At 58.1% G+C, this 23608-nt stretch carries 21 protein-coding genes; 5 read left to right on the forward strand and 16 right to left on the reverse strand.

What is annotated here, in order from left to right:
- Nucleotides 1-283 precede the first annotated feature (283 nt).
- From tkt to pgl, 5 genes are all read left to right on the forward strand, one after another.
- Complete coding sequence (tkt, locus tag CEPID_RS06475) at nt 284-2374, forward strand: transketolase (RefSeq protein WP_047240272.1); 2091 nt, start codon at nt 284-286, stop codon at nt 2372-2374.
- An 8-nt stretch (nt 2375-2382) separates the two neighbouring features.
- The gene (gene tal / locus CEPID_RS06480; protein ID WP_047240273.1) at nt 2383-3465 is read left to right on the forward strand and encodes a transaldolase; all 1083 of its coding nucleotides are present in this window, start codon (nt 2383-2385) and stop codon (nt 3463-3465) included.
- Between the two features lie 100 nt (nt 3466-3565).
- Entirely contained in the window at nt 3566-5128 is a 1563-nt protein-coding gene (zwf, locus tag CEPID_RS06485; protein ID WP_047240274.1) for a glucose-6-phosphate dehydrogenase, read from the forward strand.
- 85 nt (nt 5129-5213) lie between these two features.
- A complete protein-coding gene (locus tag CEPID_RS06490; RefSeq protein ID WP_047240275.1) occupies nt 5214-6194 on the forward strand; it encodes a glucose-6-phosphate dehydrogenase assembly protein OpcA in 981 nt (326 codons plus the stop codon).
- 9 nt (nt 6195-6203) lie between these two features.
- Entirely contained in the window at nt 6204-6947 is a 744-nt protein-coding gene (pgl, locus tag CEPID_RS06495; protein ID WP_047240276.1) for a 6-phosphogluconolactonase, read from the forward strand.
- A gap of 176 nt (nt 6948-7123) precedes the next feature.
- Here pgl and secG read toward each other — a convergent pair whose 3' ends face one another.
- The 16 genes from secG to fmt form a co-directional block, all read right to left on the reverse strand.
- Complete coding sequence (secG, locus tag CEPID_RS06500; protein ID WP_047240277.1) at nt 7124-7357, reverse strand: preprotein translocase subunit SecG; 234 nt, start codon at nt 7355-7357, stop codon at nt 7124-7126.
- A gap of 122 nt (nt 7358-7479) precedes the next feature.
- Entirely contained in the window at nt 7480-8262 is a 783-nt protein-coding gene (tpiA, locus tag CEPID_RS06505; protein ID WP_047240278.1) for a triose-phosphate isomerase, read from the reverse strand.
- A gap of 30 nt (nt 8263-8292) precedes the next feature.
- Complete coding sequence (locus tag CEPID_RS06510; protein WP_047240279.1) at nt 8293-9501, reverse strand: phosphoglycerate kinase; 1209 nt, start codon at nt 9499-9501, stop codon at nt 8293-8295.
- Nucleotides 9502-9666: 165 nt separating this feature from the next.
- Nucleotides 9667-10671: a type I glyceraldehyde-3-phosphate dehydrogenase gene (gene gap, locus CEPID_RS06515; RefSeq protein WP_047240280.1), complete on the reverse strand. Its 1005-nt coding sequence runs from the start codon at nt 10669-10671 to the stop codon at nt 9667-9669.
- Nucleotides 10672-11030: 359 nt separating this feature from the next.
- Nucleotides 11031-12014, reverse strand: coding sequence for a DNA-binding protein WhiA (gene whiA, locus CEPID_RS06520; protein ID WP_144413471.1), 984 nt, complete (start codon nt 12012-12014; stop codon nt 11031-11033).
- Nucleotides 12015-12109: 95 nt separating this feature from the next.
- Nucleotides 12110-13108 carry a gluconeogenesis factor YvcK family protein gene (locus CEPID_RS06525; protein WP_236684217.1) on the reverse strand — a complete coding sequence of 333 codons (999 nt, stop codon included), beginning with the start codon at nt 13106-13108 and terminating at the stop codon, nt 12110-12112.
- Nucleotides 13109-13163: 55 nt separating this feature from the next.
- Nucleotides 13164-13997 (reverse strand): RNase adapter RapZ, encoded by an 834-nt coding sequence (rapZ, locus tag CEPID_RS06530; RefSeq protein WP_236684318.1) that lies wholly within the window; start codon nt 13995-13997, stop codon nt 13164-13166.
- 190 nt (nt 13998-14187) lie between these two features.
- Nucleotides 14188-16209 carry an excinuclease ABC subunit UvrC gene (gene uvrC, locus CEPID_RS06535; protein WP_047240282.1) on the reverse strand — a complete coding sequence of 674 codons (2022 nt, stop codon included), beginning with the start codon at nt 16207-16209 and terminating at the stop codon, nt 14188-14190.
- A gap of 21 nt (nt 16210-16230) precedes the next feature.
- On the reverse strand, nt 16231-16734 hold the full coding sequence (locus tag CEPID_RS06540) for a PH domain-containing protein (protein WP_047240283.1): 504 nt from the start codon (nt 16732-16734) through the stop codon (nt 16231-16233).
- Nucleotides 16735-16863: 129 nt separating this feature from the next.
- On the reverse strand, nt 16864-17343 hold the full coding sequence (gene ribH, locus CEPID_RS06545; protein WP_047240284.1) for a 6,7-dimethyl-8-ribityllumazine synthase: 480 nt from the start codon (nt 17341-17343) through the stop codon (nt 16864-16866).
- Nucleotides 17344-18606 carry a bifunctional 3,4-dihydroxy-2-butanone-4-phosphate synthase/GTP cyclohydrolase II gene (locus tag CEPID_RS06550; protein ID WP_047241401.1) on the reverse strand — a complete coding sequence of 421 codons (1263 nt, stop codon included), beginning with the start codon at nt 18604-18606 and terminating at the stop codon, nt 17344-17346. It lies immediately after the preceding gene.
- Between the two features lie 70 nt (nt 18607-18676).
- Nucleotides 18677-19273, reverse strand: coding sequence for a riboflavin synthase (locus tag CEPID_RS06555; RefSeq protein ID WP_047240285.1), 597 nt, complete (start codon nt 19271-19273; stop codon nt 18677-18679).
- A 60-nt stretch (nt 19274-19333) separates the two neighbouring features.
- Complete coding sequence (gene ribD / locus CEPID_RS06560; RefSeq protein WP_047240286.1) at nt 19334-20353, reverse strand: bifunctional diaminohydroxyphosphoribosylaminopyrimidine deaminase/5-amino-6-(5-phosphoribosylamino)uracil reductase RibD; 1020 nt, start codon at nt 20351-20353, stop codon at nt 19334-19336.
- The gene (gene rpe / locus CEPID_RS06565) at nt 20350-21072 is read right to left on the reverse strand and encodes a ribulose-phosphate 3-epimerase (protein ID WP_047240287.1); all 723 of its coding nucleotides are present in this window, start codon (nt 21070-21072) and stop codon (nt 20350-20352) included. Before rpe ends, ribD begins: the two co-directional genes overlap by 4 nt.
- A gap of 54 nt (nt 21073-21126) precedes the next feature.
- The gene (locus CEPID_RS06570) at nt 21127-22635 is read right to left on the reverse strand and encodes an RsmB/NOP family class I SAM-dependent RNA methyltransferase (protein WP_047240288.1); all 1509 of its coding nucleotides are present in this window, start codon (nt 22633-22635) and stop codon (nt 21127-21129) included.
- Nucleotides 22635-23570 carry a methionyl-tRNA formyltransferase gene (fmt, locus tag CEPID_RS06575; RefSeq protein ID WP_047240289.1) on the reverse strand — a complete coding sequence of 312 codons (936 nt, stop codon included), beginning with the start codon at nt 23568-23570 and terminating at the stop codon, nt 22635-22637. Before fmt ends, CEPID_RS06570 begins: the two co-directional genes overlap by 1 nt.
- Between the last annotated feature and the right edge of the window lie 38 nt (nt 23571-23608).

The raw sequence follows: 23608 nt of genomic DNA on the forward strand, positions 1-23608 counted from the left end.
TAACCGTGTCCCTACTAGTCGTAAGGCGAGGCCGAAAAGTTCCCTCTATGGGAAAACTCACCAAAGTAACGGACCTCCGATCGATCAATGTTAGCCCTTCCTGGGGCAGGAACTTAAATCGACACCTCCGACTAAAGAATGAATCCTTCCTTAGATTGGGGGTATTGCAGCGTGGGCGTCGACAAGCCCAAGGGCCCCAACCATGAAAAAACCAGCCCCCGCTCGCGCGATCTTTCATTATGCTGGGTAATCGTTAGTGTTTTGAACTATTTGAGGAGCTGTTGTGGGATTGTCACCTGAGCTGGAGAAGATTGTTACGCGGAACTACCCGGCGGACTGGACGGACCTCGACACTTTGGCGGTTGACACCACCCGTGTCCTGGCCGCAGACGCAGTGCAAAAAGTTGGATCGGGTCACCCTGGCACCGCGATGAGCCTTGCTCCTCTCGCCTACACGCTTTACCAGCGGATTATGCAGCACAACCCGGCTGACCCTGAATGGGTCGGCCGTGATCGTTTCGTGCTTTCCTGTGGCCACACCTCACTCACGCAGTACATCCAGCTCTACCTCGCAGGTTTCGGGCTCGAAATGGCCGATTTGCAGGCCCTGCGCACCTGGGGTGCCCTTACCCCAGGACACCCAGAATACGGACACACCAGGGGCGTGGAAATCACCACGGGCCCACTTGGACAGGGCTTGGCCTCCGCTGTGGGCATGGCAATGGCCGCTCGACGCGAACGTGGTCTGCTTGATCCTGATGCTCCGGCGGGTGAATCCATTTGGGATCACTACATTTACGTCATCGCCTCAGATGGTGACATTCAAGAGGGCGTGACCGCAGAAGCGAGCTCGTTGGCAGGCACCCAGCAGCTGGGCAACTTGATCGTCTTCTGGGACGATAACCGCATCTCGATCGAAGACAACACCCAAATCGCATTCACCGAAGATGTTGCAGCACGCTACCGGGCTTATGGCTGGCAGGTGCTCGAGGTCGAAGGCGGTGAAGATGTCGTTGCCATCGAGGAGGCCGTTGCCCAAGCCAAGGCAGATCCTCGCCCGACTTTCATCCGCGTGCGCACCATCATTGGCTACCCCGCCCCCACGCTAATGAATACCGGGGGCGTGCACGGAGCAGCCCTGGGTGAAAAAGAAGTTGCCGAGACTAAGAAGGTGCTCGGTTTCGATCCAGAGCAGCACTTCCACATTGACGACGAGGTCCTCGCACACACCCGCAAGGCGGTCGAGCGTGGCACTGCTCTTCAAGCGAAGTGGCAGGAGCGTTTCGACGCCTGGGCCGAGGCGCACCCTGACGCCCACGAACATTTCCGACGCACCCAAGCTCGGGAGCTGCCCGAAAACTGGACAGCTGCCTTGCCTACTTGGGAACCAGATGCCAAGGGCGTAGCCACGCGTAAGGCTTCCGCCGAGGTTATCCAGGCCATCGCAGCACAGCTCCCAGAGTTCTGGGGTGGCTCGGCAGACTTGGCCGGATCGAACAACACCGTAATCAAGGGCGCGGACTCCTTCGGACCGACCGAAATTACTACGGACACTTGGACTGCGCAGCCCTACGGTCGCAATTTGCATTTTGGTATCCGCGAACATGCGATGGGTGCGATCCTCAACGGGATGGCCCTCCATGGTCGTAACCGTCCATACGGCGGTACCTTCCTGATTTTCTCCGAGTACATGCGCCCAGCTGTCCGCCTCGCCGCGCTCATGGGCATTGACGTCACCTACGTATGGACCCATGATTCCATTGGCCTCGGCGAAGATGGCCCGACACACCAACCAATCGAACAGCTCGCAGCACTGCGCGCTATTCCAGGTTTGGCAGTTCTGCGACCAGCAGACGCCAACGAGACGGCCGCTGCATGGCAGGCGTGCATCGAAGCTCAACCTGGGCCAAAGGGTCTGGCGTTAACGCGACAGGATGTGCCAGTACTAGCCGGGACCAAGGAAAAGGCCACCGAAGGCGTACGCCGGGGTGGCTACGTCCTGGTTGAAGCATCAACAGGCACCCCCGAGTTGATCTTGATTGCCACCGGCTCCGAAGTTCAAATCGCTATCGAGGCCGCCGAGGCGCTGGAAGCCGAAGGAACGCCTACCCGAGTCGTTTCTATGCCTTGCCTCGATTGGTTCCTTGGACAAGACAGCGCCTACCGCGACGAAGTGCTTCCGCCAGCGGTCACTGCACGAGTTTCCGTCGAAGCTGGCGTGGCTATGCCGTGGTACCAGCTCCTCGGCAGCCAGGGTGAAGCAGTTTCCTTGGAACACTTTGGTGCTTCCGCTGACTACCAAACGCTTTACCGTGAGTTCGGTATGACCACCGAGCATGTTTTGTCCGCAGCCCATCGCACCCTCAACCGCTAAAGGAAGTAATGTCTACTCTCGCTCAATTGCACTCTGCCGGGACCTCGGTGTGGCTCGACGACCTCTCTCGAGACCGCCTCGATTCCGGCAACCTGAGCCAACTCATCGCCGAGACCGGGATCCTCGGAGTCACCACCAATCCATCCATCTTCCAGGCCGCGATGACCACCGGCTCCGCCTACGATGCCCAGCTCGCTCAGCTCGGTTCTCGTGGACTTTCCGCCGACGACGCGGTGTATGAGCTTGCCATCCAAGACGTCCAACGTGCTTGCGATGCATTCGCCGAAACCCATCGCAAAACCAACGGTGAAGACGGCTGGGTGTCCATCGAGGTCGACCCCCGACTCGCACGTGACGCCGACGCCACATTAGCCCAAGCCAAAACGCTGCGGGATCGGATCGACCGTGACAACATCATGATCAAGATCCCTGCCACCGAGGAAGCATTGCCCGCCATCACCGCGACGCTGGCCGCAGGCATTAGCGTGAACGTAACGCTCATCTTCTCCGAAGTCCGCTACCGTGCCGTGATGGATGCCTTTGCCGCTGGATTGCAGCAAGCAGCGACGCAGGGCCACAACGTTTCCGCCATCCGCTCAGTGGCATCATTCTTCGTTTCTCGCGTCGATGCCGAAATTGATGGACGGCTCGAAGCAATTGGAACCCCAACTGCATTGGAGCTTCGGGGCAAAGCAGCGATCGCGAACGCACGCTTGGCTTACGCCGCGTTCGAAGACTTCTTTGCCACCCATGAGCTTCCCGCTGGTGCGCACGTGCAGCGACCACTGTGGGCGTCGACAAGCGTGAAGAACCCCAATTACCCTGCCGATATGTACGTCGTTGAATTGATTGGGCCGCGTACGGTGAACACCATGCCGGAGCAGACTCTGCGTGCCACTTTGGACACCGCAAGCACTCCCGAGAACTCACTACAAGGGAAAGCGGAGGAATCTCGCGAGGTTTTTGCTGCGCTGCATGAGTGTGGCATTGACTTTGAAGATGTCTTTGCGAAGCTGGAGAATGAAGGAATCGAGAAGTTTGAGGCTAGTTGGCGCGACCTGTTGTCCTCAGTAGCACAACGCCTGAATTAAGATCGGTTACCGTCGAACAAAGTGCACCCATGGTCTGGCAATCTGCAAGTTGCTAGGCTCCGGTGCACTTCATGCCTTACACCCGCAACCAAGGAGCACCGTGGTTTCCTCCCCTGTCGCAACCGGATCTGGCAACAGCGAGCAATGGGTCAACCCGTTGAAAGACCCGCATGACAAGCGCCTACCTCGCATCGCCGGCCCTTCCGGCATGGTGATCTTCGGTGTCACCGGCGACCTTGCCCGAAAGAAGTTGCTGCCAGCCATTTACGACCTCGCAAACCGAGGTCTACTTCCCGCTGGGTTTGCGCTGGTCGGTTTTGGTCGCCGTGACTGGTCGAAGCAGGATTTCGAGGACTATGTCCACGAAGCTGTTCTAGCCGGTGCCCGCACTGACATCCGCGAGCATGTGTTTAAGCGACTGGCCGAGGGCATGCATTTCGTCTCCGGCAACTTCGACGACGACCAGGCTTTTGATACCCTCGCCGAAACCCTAGCTAGCCTAGATGCCAGCCGAGGCACCGCCGGAAACTGGGCCTTCTACCTGTCGGTTCCGCCAGACTTTTTCGACGACGTAGTCAACCAACTGGACCGTTCCGGAATGGCACACGCGACGCAGCATTCCTGGCGTCGGGTGATTATTGAGAAGCCCTTCGGACACGATCAAGAAAGCGCCCGCAAGCTAAACGTCGCCGTAAACCGCGTCTTCCCGGAAGATTCAGTCTTCCGCATCGACCATTACCTAGGCAAAGAGACGGTCCAAAACATTCTGGCGCTCCGCTTTGCTAACCAACTCTTTGACCCGCTCTGGAATGCGAACTTTGTCGACCACGTCCAAATCACGATGGCCGAAGACATCGGTCTGGGCGGCCGCGCGGGCTACTACGACGGCATTGGTGCCGCTCGTGACGTGATCCAAAACCACTTGCTGCAGCTGCTGGCATTGGTGGCAATGGAAGAGCCGATTACCTACACTCCCCAAGAATTAAGGGCGGAGAAAATTAAGGTGCTGCGCGCTACCGCGCCGGTGTACCCCTTGGCGAAAACCACGGCACGTGGCCAGTACACCGCTGGGTGGCAAGGCTCCCAGGCTGTCGTGGGTCTGCGTGAAGAGGAAGGCTTTGACCCAGAATCGAATACCGAGACGTTCGCTGCTTGCACCCTGAACATCAATTCGCGACGATGGGCAGGCGTTCCGTTCTACCTGCGTTCGGGCAAGCGCCTGGGCCGACGAGTCACCGAGATCGCCATCGTGTTCAAACAAGCTCCGCATCTGACCTTTGCCGAATCCACTACCGCGGCGCAAGGACCCAACGCTCTGGTGATCCGCGTGCAACCGGATGAAGGCGTATTGATGCGTTTTGGCTCCAAGGTCCCAGGTTCCACCATGGAAGTCCGCGATGTAAATATGGATTTCTCCTACTCCGAAGCGTTCACCGAACAGTCCCCAGAAGCCTATGAACGCCTCATTCTGGATGCCCTGCTCGACGAAAACTCACTTTTCCCAACCAATGAAGAGGTGGAGCTGAGCTGGGCAATCCTGGACCCTATCTTGGAGTATTGGGCTAGCCGCGGTCGGCCAGACGATTATCCGGCAGGCACGTGGGGTCCAGAATCGGCAGATAAGATGATGGCGCGTTCCGGACGTACGTGGCGTCGCCCCTAAGCTCGCCACGCATCGTCCCCGAATCACCTTCCCTCGGCAACATTTTGCTCCTGGCACCTCGGCTACTACCTCCGAAAGCACTCTCATGATTTTTACTCTTGAAAACACCAGCACCCGCGAGATTTCGAAGCAATTGGTCTCCATCCGGGAGAAGGGCAACCAAGTCACCACAGGTCGGGTGCTCACCCTCATCGTCGTTGTCGATGTACACAAGCCGCTAGCCCCCGTTCTGGAGTCAATTCACAATTCGTCGCGGGAACACCCATCACGCGTTCTCATCATGATCAAGGGCGACTATGCCCAACCCACCAATCTCAACGCAGAAATTCGAATTGGTGGCGACGCCGGGGCCTCCGAAATCATCATCATGCATGTCGACGGCGAGGTCGCCGGCCACCTCGCGTCGCTGGTGACTCCCCTGCTGCTGCCAGACACCCCGATCGTGGCTTGGTGGCCGTACGCCGCTCCTTTCAACCCCTCCACCGACGAGATCGGAATTATCGCCCAACGTCGGATTACCGATGCCCTCGGTGACCCAGCACAGGACGCAATCTACCGCCGACGCACCCACTACACCCCAGGCGACTCAGATTTGTCTTGGTCTCGGCTCACCCCGTGGCGTGGTGTGCTGGCCTCGGCACTTGATCAGCCCCCGCACACCGAGATTACTGGCGTGGACATCTACGGACCAGCCGGCAACCCCTCCGTTGACCTCGCAGCTGGATGGCTAGCGGATCGGCTGTCCATTCCTATCAGTCGGCACACTATCGAGGCACACGGCATGGACTTTGTGGACCACAACGGCACCAGCTGCCACCCGGTATCCCGTGTAGACATTCATCGTGAAAACGGCACCGTCAGCGTTTCCGTCGTTGACGCTGAGACGATGGCGGTGTCCTTACCCGAGCGTCCACAGTCTCTCGTGGCACAGGGCCTGCGTAGCGATTCTGATTGCCTTTCCGAAGAGCTCCGCCACCTCGACCCCGACAATGCGTATGCCCGTGCCTTGCGTGGTCTTTCCCGAGTCCACTTCATCTACGGCGACGCCACAACCGACCAGCTATAAGGAGCCCACATGGTTGACGTACTCAACTTTGCCGACCAAGACAGCCTCGTAGCACAAGCAGCCCAGGATTTGGTCACACTTATCGCAGGCGTCCAGGCTGCCGGTGGACTACACGGCGATGGCGTAGCCCGAGTCGTGCTTACTGGCGGTGGAGCCGGGATCAAACTCCTCGGGGCACTGGCCGAACACCATCGAGTCGCAGAGGCGCAGGCTGAAGACTTCCCTGTGCAGCGCATCGACTGGTCCCGCGTCCACGTCTTCTTCGGCGACGAACGCGCCGTTGCTGTCAGCCACCCGGATTCCAACGAGGGCCAGGCCCGCGCAGCGCTTCTCGACGCCGTCAAGGTTCCCGAAACCGCCATCCACAGCTACGAACTGGGGTCATTGTCCCTCACAGAGTCAGCTCAGCATTACGCGCAGGAATTGGAATCTTGGGCACCCAAGGGTTTCGACGTGCACCTACTCGGTATGGGCGGAGAAGGGCACATCAACTCAATCTTCCCGCACTCCGCTGCGGTCGCCGAACAAGAAAAGCTTGTGGTAGCGGTGACGGACTCACCAAAGCCACCAGCTGAGCGAGTCAGCTTAACGCTTCCTGCGATTGCTCGCGCCCAACACGTATGGCTGCTGGTGGCCGGTGCCGAAAAGGCCACAGCTGCGAGCCATATTATTGCTGGTTCCCCCGCAGAGGACTGGCCTGCTGCCGGAGCCCACGGGGCGCTATCCACCAGGCTGTACTTGGCAGTCAACTAGGCCTACGTTCTTTGCTTTTGAGATTGCTCCCGAATGGGCAATAATGAACCATCTCAAAGCAATCCGCGCAGGTGCGAAGTGACGCACGTGCGCGGCATATAGCAGCCGAAACTTCGGCAAAACTTGAGGGCCGGTGATCACACAAGGTGGTCACCGGCCCTCAAGGTGCAGCGGGATTAAGAGTATGCCTGAATCAGGTTCAGTCCAACGATGCAGGCAATCCAAATCACGGCCGTGATGATTGTGAAACGGTCGAGGTTCTTTTCCACAACGGTCGAGCCAGCAAGGTTCGACTGCATACCGCCACCGAACAAGCTCGACAAGCCACCACCCTTGCCCTTGTGCAGCAAGACCAAGACAGTCATGAGGACGCTGGCTGCGACGAGGATAATCTGTAGTGCTAGAGCCATGGTTGGGTGATCCTTAAAATTCCTAAAATTGGTTAACTTGGACGATTATACACGCTGAACACGTCTGCGAAAGGCGGGCCCGCCCAGCGTGTTGCGAAGGCACACTCGGAACCGGTGCACATTTAGGAAACAGCCTGAGCTGCCGCCGCGCAAAGCCGTCCAAAATCGACACCATCGAGCGATGCGCCACCGACAAGTCCACCATCGATATCTGGCTGAGTAACCAGCTCACCGACCGTCTCCGTCTTAACGGAGCCGCCGTAGAGGATGCGAATACCAGTGGCGACTTCGTCGCCAGCCAGTTCAGCTACGGTGGCACGGATGGCATGGCACACCTCTTGAGCATCTGCAGCCAAAGCAACCTTGCCGGTACCGATGGCCCATACTGGCTCATAGGCAATGACTGTGTGCTCGAGGTCGGCAGCAGAAAGCCCCGCCAGAGACTGCTTGGTTTGGTTGACCACGAATTCCACGTGCTCGCCAGCCTCGCGGATATCGAGCTTCTCCCCTACACACACGATCGGAGTCAATTCGTGGGCCAGCGCAATTTTTGCCTTCGCTGCAACAATCTCGTCGGTTTCACCGTGGTACTCGCGACGCTCAGAGTGCCCAACAACCACCCAAGTGCAGCCCAATGCCTGCAGCATAGCGGCGGAGATTTCACCGGTGTAGGCGCCGGATTCGTAGCGAGATACATCCTGTGCGCCATAGGTAAATTGCAGCTTATCGGCGTCGACCAGCGTTTGCACGGAGCGGATGTCGGTGAACGGAACCATGAGGGCAACGTCGACGGCCTCGTAGCTTTCTTTTGGCAGTTTGAACGCAAGTTGTTGCGCGCTGTGCACTGCCTCAAGATGATTGAGGTTCATCTTCCAGTTGCCGGCGATGAGTGGCTTACGAGCCATGTGAGATCACTTCCTTGGGGTCAGCTTGAATTATGAGGACAAAACTGCCACGCCAGGCAGTTCCTTGCCTTCGAGGTATTCCAGCGACGCGCCACCGCCGGTGGAGATGTGGCTGAAGCCGTCTTCGTCGAGCCCGAGAACGCGCACGGAGGCAGCGGAGTCGCCACCGCCGACAACGGAGAACGCGCCGTGTGCGGTCGCATCGATGATCGCTTGTGCGACGCCACGGGTTCCGTCGGCAAACTTGTCGAACTCAAAGACACCCATCGGACCATTCCAGAAGATGGTCTTAGCAGTGCTGAGCACTTCCGCGAACTTCTTTACCGACTCAGGGCCGATGTCCAGAGAGAGTTGCCCTTCTGGAGTATCTTCCAGACCGGAGATGGTCTTTTCGGCGTCTGCGGAGAACTCCGGAGCCCAGGCGAGATCAATCGGCAGGTTGATCTTATCGCCGTAGCGCGCAAGCAGATCCTTGCAGGTATCGATCATCTCTTCCTGCAACATTGACTTCTGCACGTTGTATCCCTGCGCGGCAAGGAACGTGTAGCACATGCCGCCACCGATAATCAGCGCGTCAGTCTTGGGCGCGAGTGCCTCAATCACGCCCAGTTTATCGGACACCTTAGAGCCACCCAGCACCACAACGTACGGCTGGGTTGGTGCTTCCGCGATGGTACGCAAAACTTCAGTTTCCTTCTCGACCAGGCCGCCAGCGTAAGCAGGCAGGCGCTTTGCGACGTCGTAAACCGATGCCTGCGCCCGGTGCACTACGCCGAATCCGTCGGAAACAAATGCGCCATTGTCACCGGTTAGCGCCACAAGTTGATCTGCGAAAACACCACGCTCGGCTTCGTCCTTGGACGTTTCCCGTGCATCGAAGCGAACATTTTCCAGCAGGAGCACATCTCCGTCGTTGAGGCCATTGGCGCGTTCGTGTGCGTCCTCGCCTACGACATCCCCGGCCAAAGCCACGTATTGTCCGAGAGCTTCGGAGAGCGCCTCAGCACATGGCGCCAGGGAGAACTTTGGGTTCGCCTCGCCCTTGGGGCGACCGAGGTGAGCCATGACAATAACGCGGGCGTCAGCATCAACAAGCGCCTTGATGGTTGGCAGGGACGCGTTGATACGGCCTGGATCGGTAATGTCACCTTCGTCGTTGAGTGGGACATTGAGGTCCGATCGAACGAGAACGGTGCGGCCAGCCACACCCTCTTGGAGTAGATCATTTAGGTTCTTCATAGTGCTGTTTCTCCTAGTGGATCGCGCAAAAATAACGGCCCGTCGAGCCTGGTCGGCTGACGGGCCACTATCAAAAAAGTTTAGCCAAGTTAGCTACGGTGTTGCCCGGTGAGGCGCAACAATCGGGGGTGATTTCCGCCAACCTCACCGGAGCGTAGTGGGCAATTAGATGCGCTCGCCAACGTATTCGGTCATCTTGACCAGCTGGTTGGTGTAGCCCCACTCGTTGTCGTACCAAGAAACGACCTTGACCTGGTTGCCCATCACCTTGGTGAGGCCAGCATCAAAGATGGAAGCGTGTGGATCGGTGACGATGTCGGTGGAGACCAGGGGGTCCTCAGAGTAGTCCAGCACACCCTTGAGCTCGCCTTCGGCAGCTTCCTTCATTGCAGCGTTGATTTCTTCAACCGTTACGTCGCGAGATGCTTCGAAGGTGAGGTCGGTAGCGGAACCGGTGATGACTGGTACGCGCATGGCGAAGCCGTCGAGCTTGCCCTCGAGCTCTGGGAGTACCAGGGAGACAGCCTTAGCTGCACCAGTGGACGTAGGAACGATGTTCACGGCAGCTGCACGTGCGCGACGGAGATCACGGTGCGGTGCATCGTGCAGTCGCTGGTCACCAGTGTAAGCGTGGATGGTGGTCATCAGGCCCTTTTCGATACCGAACTTGTCGTTGAGGACCTTTGCCAGAGGTGCCAAGCAGTTAGTGGTGCACGAAGCGTTGGAAATGATGTGCATCGTCTCTGGGTCATAGGTGGTGTGGTTGACACCGATGACGAAGGTGCCATCAACCCCCTTAGCTGGTGCGGAGATGATGACCTTCTTCGCGCCAGCCTCCAAGTGAGCGGCGGCATCTTCCTTCTTGGTGAAGAAACCAGTGGATTCTACTACGACATCTACGCCCCACTCGCCCCACTTCAGGGCCTTTGGATCGCGTTCCGCAGAGGCAACGATCTTCTTGCCGTCCACGGTGATGGATTCTTCGTCAAACGTAACTTCTTTGCTCAGACGTCCCAGGACGGAGTCGTACTTGAGCAGGTTAGCCAACGTCTCGTTGTCGGTAAGGTCGTTGATTGCCACGATTTCGATGTCGGCGCCGGTCTCGAGGACGGCGCGGAAGAAGTTGCGGCCAATGCGACCAAAGCCATTGATACCTACGCGAACAGTCACAGGGTTCTCCTTAAAGGGTTGAAACGCTTATTTCACCGTGGATGCCAGGCGGCTCACTGAATAGGTGCGCAGTGCATTTTCGGTGAGCATGTGCCTTGTATCATCCGCGCCTTGGTTCCAAGCGTACCCACGGCAAGAACATTCTGCAGGGAATGTCATGGGGTGAAAATGCCCGAACGGGCATCGAAGTGGGCGAAATCCCAAGTTTGGGGGCAAAAAGCCACAATTTCTTAGCTGCAGACTAGCTACCTAAGGCGGGCTAAGTGCAGTGAAACCAGGTTCCGGGGGGACTTCCAGGCCATCGTGTTTCACCTAGCTTGCGAATGCAAACTTCGTCACATTCAGCCGAATTTTGAACCCTAGATTTCCTCTAGGAGATCTTCGGTGACCGCAGACTGTGTATTCGGGATCCGTAGTTCCGCTGCACGCTTGTCAGCCATCGAGAGCAGCCGTCGAATCCGTCCCGCCACCGCATCCTTCGTCATCTGCGGATCGGCCAGACGACCAAGCTCCTCCAGCGACGCCTGTCGGTGCGTGACGCGCAACTGACCGGCTTCCGCCAAGTGCGCGGGAATATCATCACCGAGAATCTCCAGGGCGCGCTCGACCCGCGCGGCAGCCGCCACCGCGGCACGTGCAGAACGACGCAAGTTGGCGTCGTCAAAATTGGCTAACCGTCCGCCGTCATGCTGCGATTGGCGTCGCTGTTGCTGCTGTTCCCACTGCAAGCGGGTAGAAATCGCCCCCATTCGCGTGAGCAAGGCCCCGATACCATCGGTGTCCCGAATGAAGACGCGTTCGGAACCGCGGGCCTCCTTAGTTTTGGCAGTAATACCCAACCGACGAGCACAACCTACCAACGCCAACGCAGCTTCTTGACACGGACAGCTCACCTCAAGTGTGCTGCTACGTCCGGATTCAACCAAGGTACCTTGCGCCAAAAAAGCTCCACGCCAAGCCGCCTCAGCATCGGTCACGGTTCCCGACACAATATTGGTCGGCAACCCCCGTACCAAGTGTCCAGAACGGGTGATGAGTCCGAGCCGGCGAATGAGGTCGTCGGCGCCATCGCTGAGCCTAAGCACAAACCTGGTGGTTTTAGACGTTCCACCCGGTCCAATGGTGTGGACGACGACATCCTTATGATAGAGTTCGCCGATTTCATCTTTAAGGCGATGCGCGACCGCGGCATTGTCGACCTCGATTTCAATGACGGTGCGACCTGCGATGATGTCGATGGTGCCGGCGAACCGAATGATCGTGGCAATCTCAGTAGCGCGGGCATGTTGGCGATTGCTGGCTACGCTGGCGAGTTCATCCTTAATTTTGGTTGACAGCGTCACAGCCAATCACCTCGGGCTTTCTCTAAACAACAGACCAATTCGGAACGCAAACGCACTGTGCCGACGGGTTCTTCCGCCAGCAACAGCTCGGAATTTCACGACAACAACGCCGACAGCGCATGAGCGAGCTTAGCAGGACAATGTCGATCAGTTGACCTACCGTCCTGGTCAACATACCGCACGTCCGCGTACACCACTTCAGCGCCCAATTGTTGAGCAGCCCGCTCTAGGTGGCGCCGCTCCGTGGAATCAATTTGGGCAGCTGAATCCACGAGCAACTGATCCACGCGCAAAGCAGGCGCATGCTGCAGCAGCATGTGTACGTGGCGTTCCGGACTAAAACCCGTGGTCTCAAGCTGAGTATTGCTCAAATTCATGATGACCACCCGACGCGCCTCGGCGGCACTAATCGCCTCCACGAGTTGAGGCACCAACAAGTGCGGGATGACACTGCTAAACCATGATCCCGGACCCAAAGTGATGAGATCAGCGCGCTGGACAGCATCTAGTGCATCTGGGCCAGCCTCAGGATGTTCAGGCATCAACCGCACTCGGCGCACCTCGCCTGGAGTTGTCGCAACCGCCACTTGGCCACGCAGCATGCGCATGATGCGTGGGTCGTCGGCAAGCCCCGCGACCTCTGCTTCGATGTCCAATGGCTGCTCGCACATTGGCACCACCCTGCCATGAGAGTTGGTCAATTCAGCGACAACGTCCAGCGCCCGAACCTGCGAACCTAAAATGTCGGTGAGACCGGCAATCAACAAGTTTCCGACCGCATGGCCAGCCAGCGCGCCACTGCCACCAAATCGATGTTGGAGCAACTCTTCCCACATCCGCCCGCGGTCATCCTCGCGCGAGAGAGCGGCCAAAGCCATGCGCAAATCTCCTGGAGGAATGTGTCCAAGCTCTCGGCGAATTCGTCCTGAAGATCCGCCGTCGTCTGCCACCGTGACGATTGCCGTGATGTCTGGGACAGCCAAGAGTCGGGCCGCCCGCAGCGTCTGGAATAGACCATGTCCACCGCCCAAACAGGCCATCGACTGCAAATTGGCTGGCACTGCGATCGATTGGGGGTCGGCTGAGGAGGTCATTACAACACTTTCGGCTGGATACAATGAGTTAACTTAATAATTCTACCCGCAAGGCCTAGGCACGCTTAATGTCACGGTGGATAACAGAGACATCAAGTTTGCTATCTTGCGCCAGCTGCCGACCAATCTCCTCAGCGATAGCCACTGACCGGTGATGCCCACCAGTACAACCAATGCTCACCGTGACAAAGCGCTTGCCCTCACGTTTGTAGCCATCCACCATCGTGCGGAACATCGCAATGAAGCTCGCAATGAATTCTTTCGCCGCTGGTTGCGCCAGCACGTAATCAGCCACCGGCTTATCGACGCCCCGATACTTCCGCAGCTCCCCAACCCAATAGGGATTCGGCAGGAACCGAACATCTAGGATCAGGTCAGAGTCACTTGGGGTGCCTCGTTTGAAGCCGAATGATTGCAGCGTCACATGCTGTCGCTGTTGGGCCACGGATTCAAAAGAGGACTCGATGGCCCGGCGCAAGTCATGCACCGAAAGGTCTGACGTGTCGATGACGATGTCCGCGCTTTCTTTAATCTCGAACATCGTTTGGCGTTCCCGGGCGATGCCGTGCAACAAAGTGTCGGTGCCCTGCATCGGATGGGTGCGCCGAACCGAATCGAATCGGCTGATCAACACATCATCGCGGGCTTCCATATAGAGCACTACGGGGCGCTGTCCGCGGGCATCCAACTCATTGATCACCTGCGTTAAGTTGCCGTTAAACGGACGGGAGCGAACGTCAGAAACCAAGGCGAGCTTCTTGATTGGGCTGTCCTGTTGCGCGCACAGCTCAACCATTTCCAGGATCAATTCCCCGGGGAGGTTTTGCGCTACGTACCAGCCCATATCTTCGAGGACGCGGGCGGCGGTATTCAACCCGGCACCAGACATGCCAGTAATCAATACCGGGGCCGTGCCGTCGTTAAGCAGCCCGGCTGGGTCGCGCTTTTCCGTTACCGCCCCACGGGTAACGGCTTCGTCGACTGCTTCGGTGATGACCACCGGCTCCGATGCGCTACCGGTTGGCTGATCACTAATTGCGTCCTTGGTCATGGAGACCAGCATACCGACCGGTTCCCGCTTATGCTTCGCCTCTGCTACGCAAACTGGCAAAAATTGTCTCTGCCAACTTCGGCCCAATTCCAGGCACTTCTTGGATTTCATCGATCGTGGCTGACTTCAGCCGCTTGACCGAACCAAAGTGCTTGACCAGATCCGCCTTGCGCTGTTGTCCCAAACCCTTGATTTGGTCCAGCTCGGAATACCGAAGTCGCTTGGAGCGCTGCTGGCGGTGAAAAGTGATGGCAAACCGGTGTGCTTCATCGCGAATTTGCTGCAAAAGGAACAATGCCGGTGAGTTGCGGGAGAGAATCAGTGGGTCCTCTTCCCCTGGTAGCCACACCTCTTCGAGCCGCTTGGCAAGGCCGATGAGCATGACATCATGTACACCCAGCTCATCAAACATTTCCTGTGCGGCGTTGACCTGAGGCAAGCCACCGTCCACGATGAACAGCTGGGGCGGATAGGCGAAGCGTTTGGGGTCTACCGAGAATTCTTCAACATCTTCGTCGACAAAGCGGGTGCCATCAAATTCGTCTTCGGTAGGAACTGCTGATTTGTCGCTGTTATGGCGCAGGAAGCGTCGTCGGGTAACTTCGGCGATTGAGGCGACGTCGTTGGAATGGCCGTCACCGGCGGCCTCTTTGATTTTGTATCGTCGATAGTCGGACTTCTTCGGCAGCCCATCCTCGAACACGACGAGCGAAGCCACGACATCCGTACCCTGAATATGGGAAATGTCCGTACATTCAATACGCAACGGGGCTTGGTCCATGTCCAACGCACTTTGGAGCTCCTGCAACGCCGCTGAACGCGCCGTGAGGTCCCCGTGACGTTTGAGCTTGTGCTGCCGCAATGCTTCGTTTGCGTTTTTCTCGACAGTGTCGAGCAATGCTTTTTTATCTCCACGTTGCGGAACATGCAGCCGCACGGGGCCACCCCGCAGCGAAGCAAGGACTGATTCCAATTCCACGTGATCGATGGGTAGCGCTTGCACAAAAATGTCTCGAGGAATCGCTGCCAGGCGGCCAGGAGTTTCTACGGCCACCGCAGCACTATTCTTCCGGTCTTCTGCCCATCGCTCCGCCATATCCGAATAGAACTGCAACAAGAATTCACCCAGCATCACAGCCAAGGCATCGTTTGCTTCTAGATCATCGACAGCGGGTGGACGCTCCACGACCCAACCCCGCTGCCCCTTGACCCGGCCGGCACGGATGTTAAAAATCTGGACTGCGGCTTCCAGTTCATCGAGGTGGAAACTAATGAAATCGGCATCTGTGCCGTCCCCGAGGACCACAGTTTGCTTTTCCATGACCTTATTGATGGCCTCGAGGTCGTCGCGGAGCCGGGCAGCCTTTTCAAAATCGAGCTCTTCCGCAGCCTCGTTCATCGCTGCCTGCAGCATTTTGGTCACCGGATCGGTGTGGCCGTTCATGAAGGAGACGAACCCACGCACAATCTCCAGGTGTTCGTCCCTGGAAACCTTGCCGACACACGGGGCTGCACATTTGTCGATGTACCCGAGCAGACAGGGGCGACCCAGCTGGTGATGACGGTTAAAGACACCCTTGGTACAGGTACGCATTGGAAAGACGCGGATCAGCAAGTCGAGTGTTTCTCGAATGGCCCAAGCATGAGAGTATGGACCGAAGTAGCGCACCCCACGGCGCATCGGCCCGCGATAGACGAACGCCCGTGGAAATTGTTCATTGAGGCTCACTGCCAACATTGGATAGGACTTGTCGTCCTTGTATTTGACGTTAAACCGCGGGTCATACTTCTTAATCCAGGTGTATTCCAGCTGGAGCGCCTCGACCTCGCTGCTGACCACGGTCCATTCCACTGAGGCAGCGGTAAACACCATTTGGCGCGTCCGCGGATGTAGGCCGGTGACGTCCTGGAAGTAGTTGGACAGGCGAGCACGTAGGCTCTTTGCCTTGCCGACGTAGATGACTCGGCGATTGTCGTCGCGAAAGCGATATACCCCGGGTTCAGTCGGAATCGTGCCAGCCGGCGGGCGATAGGTTGCTGGATCAGCCATAAGATACGCGGCGGGTGTCCGCTAGTCCTCCGGCATGTACTTGTCTTCGAGGTCACGGAATGCGTTGACCTTGGCTACAACTTCCTGGCCGTCCCCGCTTTGGAAAGCCCACATCGGTACGTACTCGAATTCAGGGAGCTCAAGTCGAGCCATCCGATCGCCCTTCGGAAAACTCAGCCCATAGATCACGGACCAAGGGTAGAACCGAGTACCAATAAAATTACGGACCTCTACCCCGTCAGCATTGGCCCGAACCCGAGGACGTCGTAGGTGATAGGCGAAGAAAGCAATGATCAAGCCAATGCCAATGAAAGCAAACTTGTCGATCGGGGTGACAGCAGCCCCAGTATCACCGATGTCAACTACCACCGCCATAAAAATATGCACCGCGAGAACCACCGCGACAGCAAACCAAGAAACCTTGACTAAATAACGCGAGGTGACCGTCAGTTCCCATGGCTTCGACGTGGTGGTCACCGAATCAATGGCGGCCAGTGCTTCTAATTCGCGGGGTGAATCAGTCACGTCAATTATCCTTTACATCTTTAGTTTCGTGCTCGTGCGCGACTCAGCGCCGCTAGCGGGTTCTGCGGGCGACGAAAGTCGAGCCACAGCGCTAAGACGCCGGGCGGCTTTCGACACTTCGGAGCTAGTCTAATCCTTAGCTGCCCTAATCGCGGAAAGCTGCAGCGCAGTGTGCAAGGCAGCGACCATGGATTCAGCGCCCTTATCTTCGGTTGCGCCCTCACCACCTGCTCGTTCCACTGCTTGTTCCTGGGTCAAAGTCGTCAGCACACCGTTGCCAATGGGGGTGCGGGTATCCAACGCGATCCGCGTCAACGCAGAGGTCACCGAGTCGCACACGTAGTCAAAGTGTGGGGTGCCACCTTTAATCACGCATCCAAGCGCCACAACGGCGTCATGGGCGGACGCTAGTTCTTGCACAACAACTCCGAGTTCCAAGGCTCCAACCACGCGGTACTCACTCACCTGCGCGCCACACTGCTGTGCGGTTTCTACCGCACGACGGTGCAATTGATCGCAGATCTCCGCGTTCCACGTTGCAGTCACCACCGCGACAGATAAGCCACGGGCGTCGACAAGCTGCAGTGATGGTCGTCCAGCGCCGCTCATTTACTGCTCCTCCAGTTGTTCAAAAGCTTCCAGGCCAGGAAGGATATGGCCCATCCTATCGCGCTTGGTGCGCAGGTAGTTGAGGTTGTCCTTGGTCACTTCAACATCGATGGCGGTGCGCTCGCAGATGGAAATACCATGGCCCGTTAGTCCAGCGCGCTTGTCAGGGTTGTTGGAAATCAGGTTGATGGTGCGAACACCAAGGTCGTGCAGGATCTGCGCACCAGTGCCGAACTCGCGGGCATCGGCGGGCAACCCAAGTGCCAAATTCGCATCGACGGTATCAGCACCCGCATCTTGCAGCTGGTACGCCTTGAGCTTTGCCAACAAACCAATGCCACGCCCCTCATGGCCACGCATGTACAAAATCACCCCTCGACCGGCGTCTTGCACCATCTTCATCGAAGCGTGCAGCTGCTGCCCACAATCGCACCGACGGGAGCCAAAGACATCACCGGTCAAGCACTCCGAATGCACCCGCACCAGCACTTTCTCGCCATTGTTGGCAGAAATATCGCCAACGGTAAGCGCGACATGTTCCACGTCGGTGATCGTGCTGCGGTATCCCACCGCGGTGAACTCACCGAAGTCGGTTGGTAGACGAGTCTCTACGACACGCTCAATTTGAGTTTCGTTCGCGCGGCGCCATTCGATGAGCTGCTCGATGGAAATCAGCTTCAGCCCATGGGTGTCCGCGAAACGACGCAGCTCCGGAAGCCGGGCCATCTCGACGGGGTTGTCCTCACTAACCACTTCACACAGCACTGCTGCAGGGCGCAGGCCAGCGAGTCGGGCCAAATCAACAGATGCCTCCGTATGGCCCGCGCGGACCAGCACGCCACCAGTGCGGGCACGCAGCGGCACCACGTGACCAGGACGGGTGAAATCCGCTGGACCCCTGTTCGGGTCCGCGAGACGACGCAGTGTCTCCGCCCGCGAAATTGCCGAAATACCGGTGGTGCCCGTAGCAGCGTCCACGGTAACGGTGTAGGCGGTCCCGCGCGCATCCTCATTGACGGCGATCATCGGCGGCAACTGCAGACGATCAGCATCTTCCTCCGTGATGGGCGCACAGATGTAGCCCGAGGAATAGCGAACCATGAATGCAACCAGCTCAGGGGTAGCCTTCTCCGCGGCAAAAATGATGTCGCCCTCATTTTCCCGGTCTTCATCATCGACCACCACAACGGCTTTACCCGCTGCAATGTCCGCGATGGCTTCCTCGACAGTGTCTAACTGCACAGTCACTGGTTCGTCCCTCAATTCATTACTCACAGTGTCTTAGCCTAGTCTCCATCAACCTGAGCAGGAACGCTCGCCTACCCTCGATGCCCTAGCGACCACGAACTTGCATCATGCGTTCGACGTATTTGGCGACGACATCAACTTCAATGTTGACGAGCGCGCCAACTGGCAGCTTCCCGAAAATAGTGTCACGCAACGTCACCGGAATGAGCGAGACTTCGAAGAAATCTTCCCCCAATGACGAGACCGTTAGCGAGGTGCCATTCAGGCAGATCGAACCTTTGGCCACGACATAACGAGCAAGATCTTCCGGGAGGGAAAAGCGCAGGACTTCCCAATGCTCAGATGCGGTGCGAGATAACAGCTCCGTGGTTGCATCGACGTGGCCCTGCACAATATGGCCGTCGAGACGCGAGCTCAACAAGGCAGCACGTTCCAAGTTGACCGCATCGCCAACCTGCAGTTTTCCCAGGTTGGAACGGTCTAAGGTTTCTTGCATACAGTCGGCGAAAAAGGAATTCTCGCCCAGCTCTGCAACCGTCAAACACACGCCGTTGACCGCGATCGAATCACCGAAATCCGTGCCTTCCAGCACCTTCGTGGCTGCGATCTCCAAGCGGATGGCATCACCCAAATCTTCAACCTTGCGAACCTGCCCTAATTCCTCAATGATGCCGGTAAACAACTAGTTCACGCCTTTCTAGTTTTCGAATACTCTTTGATCAAACACAGTAGAGCCCGAGCGCTATTCCCGGGCTAGCACATCTGCGACTATCAGGACGTCCTCCCCTACGCACTGGACATCCACCAGAGAAAAGCGCTGAATATCGGCTATGTTGTTCAGTTTGGTCGAATCAGGGAAGTTCACCGCGGGCAATCCCCGACCCAACAAGCTCGGGCTGAGGTAGCTATGCACCCGGTCGACAAGCCCAGCAGCTAGTGCGCCGGCGATGAGCGTCGGCCCGCCCTCCAACAAAACGTCCCGATATCCAGCAGCAAAAAGCCGCTCCAATGCCACCTTAAGATCTGCCTCCCGCCAGACGTCCGGAGCAGCGAGATGATACTCATCGGGCACCTGGCGCTTACCGACGACCACCCGCAACGGCTGCTTGTCGAGCAAAGCCCCGTCTGCCGACCGAGCCGTCAACCGAGGGTTATCAGCGAGCACCGTGCCGGTACCGACGATGATCGCGTCGCGATGCGCTCGGTCTACATGCGCGTGTGTGCGGGCAGCAGTTCCGGTAATCCACTGGGAAGACCCGTCCTGAGCGGCGGAAAAACCGTCGAGAGTGTGGGCCATTTTCGCGGTAACAGCTGGGCGGTTGTGGCGCAGCGACGTCAACCACGGCCACAGCGCGGCGACATCCAATTGCAGATTCGTAGCGGGCACGCCGTGAGCATTTAAGTAGTCCGCCCCACCGCTGGCGGCGACATTTGGATCGGACGTTGCAAAGTACACCCGCGAAATGCCTGCCTCGACCAACGCATGCGAACACGGTCCGGTTCGCCCAATATGATTGCACGGCTCGAGAGTGACTACGGCTGTGGCACCTCGGGCGCGATCTCCAGCCGCGCGTAGGGCCATGATCTCAGCATGGGCGTTATCCGTCGCCGTCGGCGGTTGCGTGGCGCCGATACCGACGATATCGCCGTGTTCGTCGATAATTGCAGCTCCTACGGGAGGGTTTGGGCTCGTCCATCCGCGGACGCTGTCCCCGGCAGCTACCGCCGCCTGGATCGCACGATTGAGAAAGTCCGGATTCACTGTCGGTTGACTTCCGGGGAGAGATCGTCAGCCGAGTTGGACGCCGGGTGCGCCGCGATGGCGAGACTGCGTAATTGGTTGATAGCTGCCGCCCGATCGTCTTTCCCAAACACGGCTGATCCCGCCACGAAGGCATCGCAACCTGCAGCTGCTGCAGATGCAATGGTTTCTGCATTGATTCCGCCATCGATTTCAATGAGTACGGGTAGCTTGGCCTCGTCGATAGCCCGCCTGAGCGTAGCGACCTTTTCCACTTGGTCCGGCATGAAGGCTTGACCTCCGAATCCGGGCTCGACGCTCATTACCAGCACCTCATCTACGTGTGGCAGGAGATCAAGATAGGGTTCGATGGGAGTTCCTGGCTTGATCGAAAAACCTGCCCGTACCCCCAGAGCGCGGATGTCTGCTGCGACTTGAGCGGGGTCTTCGGTTGCCTCCACATGGAAGATGATCGTGTGCGCTCCGGCAGCAGCGTAATCTTTGATCCAGCGACCTGGGTCTTCGATCATCAGGTGGACATCGAGAGGCAAGTCGGTCGCTGCGCGCGCAGCGGCTGTTATCGAGGGCCCGAAGGAAAGATTAGGAACGAAATGCCCGTCCATGATGTCGACGTGGATCCAATCCGCCGAGGCAACCGATGCGATCTCCGCACCCAGCTTTCCGAAATCAGCTGCAAGTATCGACGGCGCGATTATAGGGAAAGATTGGAAGTCACTCATAGCGCCATCATACGTGCTGCCCACTGAAACCAGCGTGCAGCACCACGGCAGGACCTACTCCGGCTTTCGGAGCACTGCGAAGAACATCGCGTCCGTACCGTGCCGGTGTGGCCACATCTGCACTGACTGCTCAGTGCCGACGTTTACCATCCCGCCCGCTAGCGGGTGCGCGTCTAATTCGACCATGCCCAATTCTTCCTTAGCACGCGTCACAATGGCCCGGGTTTCCCGCAGGTCTGGCGAACACGTCGAATACACGATCGCACCTCCGGGACGAACAAGCTTCGTGGCGGACTCCAAAAGCTCGAACTGCAGGTGACTCAGATCTTCGAGATCGCTTTCCTGCTTACGCCAGCGCGCTTCAGGACGGCGTCGCAAAGCGCCCAGGCCAGAGCACGGGGCGTCGACCAGGATGCGGTCGTAGCCTGGCTGCAAGTCCGGGTCTCGGCCGTCGGCAACATGGACGGTGACGGGAAGCCCCTGCACGGCCTGCGAAACCAGCTTTGCGCGGTGTGGCGCGATCTCCACCGCGTCCACGTGCGCGCCATCGATGCGAGCCAGAGCACCGATGAGTGCTGACTTCCCGCCGGGACCCGCGCAAAGATCAAGCCAGCGGCCTTGATCTTCCCCGTTCAGCTCCACCTGAGTCAACGCCCGAGCTATCAGCTGCGAACCTTCGTCCTGCACGGCCGCGAGTCCCTCCCGGACGGGCTCCAATTTGCCCGGATCCCCGGCTTCGAGATACACCCCATACGGCGAAAACTGTGCCTCCGAACCACCGGAAATCAGCGCCAACTCCTCGGCAGAGATCTCACCAGGACGGGCGACCAAATGCACAATTGGGCGCTCGGAATCTGCCTCCAGGGCGGCTCCGAGTTCTTCCATACCGACGACTTCCGCGAAACTACGAGCAATCCAGTCCGGGTGGGAATGCTTGAATGCGAGGGCGCTGAGCTCATCCGCAGGTGTGAGCCGGGTTAGCCACGTCTCTGGTTTGGTGCGAGAAACCGTACGCAAAATACCATTGACAAAGCCTTTGGCGCGTTCCTGCCCAATCGCCTCCACCGCGCGCACAGATTGGTCAACGGCGGCGTGCGCTTCCACTCGGGTAAACAGCAATTGGTAGGTGCCGAGGCGCAGAATATCGAGCAACTGCGGAGCGATTGAGGAGAGCTCCCGAGTACTGGCCGCATCAATGACGGCGTCAACTATCCGGAGGTTACGCAGCGTGCCGTAGGTAATCTCCGTAGCAAAAGCGGCATCTCGGCCAGCAATTTTGCGCTCCCGCAACAACCCAGGAAGCACCAAGTTGGCATACGCATCATCACTGCGCACTGCCTGGAGCACATGCAAGGCTGCTGCGCGCGCAGGGTCTACCCCTGCACGGCTATACACGTCGGATGCCGAACGGGTGCGCCGACCTTGCCCCTGCTGGTGGCTTTGCGACGACGTTCGATTCCCGCCCCGGTTGCCCGACGCACCGCTGGTTTGCTGCCGGTTGCCTTGCTGTTCGGGATTCTTCTTGCTCCGGGAGCGGAATCCGCCACTATTGTTGAGCGTCATTACTGAAACACCGTGCCTTCCGCCATCGTCACGCCTCGAGCCCAATCGGCCGCGTTCATCATCTTCTTTCCTGGAGGTTGGATTTCGCCCAACATGACCGCGGTCGAGCCAGTACCGACATACACACCTTGCTTAGTGACCTCGATGTGTCCCGGACGTAGTCCTTCACGTTCGGACAAAACCACCGGTCCGACCTTCATTCGCTGATCGGCGAGCATGGTCCAGGCGCCCGGAGCTGGAGTGTGAGCTCTGATTTGGCGATCAATCTGCAATGCCGGGGCCTGCCAATTGATCTGCGCGTCTTCCTTTTCAATTTTCGCCGCGTAGGTCGGCTCCCCTACCTGAGGCCTGGCCACCAATGCACCACCTGCCAGGCCGTCCATTGTGGCCACCAACAAATCTCCACCGCTTTCAGCCAAGCGATGAAGTAGCTGTGCTGCGGTTTCGTTAGCTCCGATTTCGGTTGTGATGGTCCCCAAAACATCGCCGGTATCAAGGCCGCGGTCAATGCGGAACGTAGTGGCACCGGTGATGTCATCACCGTGGTAAATCGCTGCTTGCACCGGTGCAGCCCCGCGCCACTGCGGTAGGAGGGAGAAGTGCAGGTTAATCCATCCTTGAGGTACCGCGGCGAGGAGATCTTCCGGAATAAGGTTGCCGTAAGCCACGACGGGGACGCAGTCCGGGGCCAACGAGTGCAGATCTTCTCGAAAACGGTCGCCATCCTCAGTGTCGAGTTTTAATGTCGACGGCTTGAACGTCGGAATGTCATACTCCATCGCCACCTCAGCTACGGGTGAGGGATGCAATGTCCTACCGCGCCCCTTGCGTGCGTCTGGCCGCGTCAATACCCCAATCACCTCGTGCTCGGAGACAATGAGGCGACGCAACGCCATTGCGGCAACATCCGGGGTACCAGCGAAAAGAATTCTCATGGGTTTGATAAGACGCTTTCTCTGCGATGAATCGGTTC

This window comes from Corynebacterium epidermidicanis, assembly GCF_001021025.1.
In the GTDB taxonomy this organism is placed as follows: domain Bacteria; phylum Actinomycetota; class Actinomycetes; order Mycobacteriales; family Mycobacteriaceae; genus Corynebacterium; species Corynebacterium epidermidicanis.

Coding starts and splice junctions, on each gene's coding strand:
- tal (WP_047240273.1), top strand. CDS start 2,383: ATGTCTACTCTCGCTCAATTGCACTCTGCCGGGACCTCGGTGTGGCTC.
- CEPID_RS06490 (WP_047240275.1), top strand. CDS start 5,214: ATGATTTTTACTCTTGAAAACACCAGCACCCGCGAGATTTCGAAGCAA.
- pgl (WP_047240276.1), top strand. CDS start 6,204: ATGGTTGACGTACTCAACTTTGCCGACCAAGACAGCCTCGTAGCACAA.
- secG (WP_047240277.1), bottom strand. CDS start 7,357: ATGGCTCTAGCACTACAGATTATCCTCGTCGCAGCCAGCGTCCTCATG.
- tpiA (WP_047240278.1), bottom strand. CDS start 8,262: ATGGCTCGTAAGCCACTCATCGCCGGCAACTGGAAGATGAACCTCAAT.
- CEPID_RS06510 (WP_047240279.1), bottom strand. CDS start 9,501: ATGAAGAACCTAAATGATCTACTCCAAGAGGGTGTGGCTGGCCGCACC.
- CEPID_RS06525 (WP_236684217.1), bottom strand. CDS start 13,108: ATGACCTCCTCAGCCGACCCCCAATCGATCGCAGTGCCAGCCAATTTG.
- rapZ (WP_236684318.1), bottom strand. CDS start 13,997: ATGTCTGGTGCCGGGTTGAATACCGCCGCCCGCGTCCTCGAAGATATG.
- uvrC (WP_047240282.1), bottom strand. CDS start 16,209: ATGGCTGATCCAGCAACCTATCGCCCGCCGGCTGGCACGATTCCGACT.
- ribH (WP_047240284.1), bottom strand. CDS start 17,343: ATGAGCGGCGCTGGACGACCATCACTGCAGCTTGTCGACGCCCGTGGC.
- rpe (WP_047240287.1), bottom strand. CDS start 21,072: ATGAGTGACTTCCAATCTTTCCCTATAATCGCGCCGTCGATACTTGCA.
- CEPID_RS06570 (WP_047240288.1), bottom strand. CDS start 22,635: ATGACGCTCAACAATAGTGGCGGATTCCGCTCCCGGAGCAAGAAGAAT.
- fmt (WP_047240289.1), bottom strand. CDS start 23,570: ATGAGAATTCTTTTCGCTGGTACCCCGGATGTTGCCGCAATGGCGTTG.